The sequence below is a fragment of the Lactococcus sp. genome (assembly GCF_036648155.1).
Classification (GTDB): domain Bacteria; phylum Bacillota; class Bacilli; order Lactobacillales; family Streptococcaceae; genus Lactococcus; species Lactococcus cremoris.
The window spans coordinates 1-952 of the sequence record NZ_JAVXIY010000022.1 but is presented as its reverse complement, the minus strand read 5'-3'; the positions used below and the strand labels follow the sequence as shown (position 1 = coordinate 952).

Sequence of the window (952 nt, the reverse complement as noted above, 5' to 3'; positions counted from 1 at the left end):
TGATCCTAACTTAAAACCAGCATTTAATAATTTTTCTTCTATTTTTTCTTTTGTATCCCCGTCACTAAATTTAACAGGAAATGGAACTAAATCAGATTTACTAGTAGTTGATTTTTGACCCTCACTGGAAAAACCTTTTAAATTTTCTGATCCGTTGTCGTTTAATTTAAATATAATAAAAAAAGTAGTGAGGACGATCAACAAAAAAATAATAATCTTAAATAAAGTTTTTTCTGAAAAAAATTTTTTTCCTAATGCTGGAATAATCTTATACTCCTTAGACCTAGCAACTTCTAAATTTGAATTGATCCACTTTTGTGCCTCCTCCTTTGAGTTGTATGTTCTATATGGAGAAATCTGATTTCCTAACTTGTCCGTTATAATCCATTTACTCATTTCTATACCTCCAAATAACGATTTATCTTAACTTTGTGTCTAGTTTATTATAACCTTTCCAGGAGGCTTTTTCTTATCGCAAAATATTCTTTCGATGCATATATAAAAAGAACCGAAGAAATGGAACGCTCTTCGGCTTTTTGGTATCTATTGAAATTAAAGTTTTACTAGGGATACCATCATAGTCAAGATATAGGATTCAGATTTATTCACTCATTTCAAAACTTTGCAACAGAACCTCTTAAACTACTATTTTTTTAAATTTTATCGTAAAATAAATATAATAAAATTATTTAACTAACTATTGGGGGATACACTTATGTTTGTATCACATTTTACAAAGTGGACTTGGATAAAAATTTATTATAGGTTCTATTACTCAGTCTATTTCAAACACATCATATCTAAAAAAAGAAAAAAAATAGCTATATACGCTTGGTGTTTTGACTTTTTTTTCATTCCTGCACTCTTTTCATTTTCTTCTGTATTTGAAATTAATAAATTTAATACTCTTATCTTATTTCTATTTGCTTTTCTCATAATATTGCCTTTCATT

The 952-nt window shown here is 27.4% G+C and carries 1 protein-coding gene and 1 pseudogene; one reads left to right on the top strand and one right to left on the bottom strand.

The genetic code is table 11. The features are described from left to right. On the bottom strand, nt 1–396 hold a 396-nt coding region (locus tag RSC39_RS11865; RefSeq protein WP_332537431.1), incomplete at its 3' end, for a hypothetical protein. A gap of 98 nt (nt 397–494) precedes the next feature. Between RSC39_RS11865 and RSC39_RS11860 the strand changes: the two are divergent. Then, nucleotides 495–581: pseudogene (locus RSC39_RS11860) on the top strand (IS6 family transposase); the annotation flags it as partial. Nucleotides 582–952: the final 371 nt, after the last annotated feature.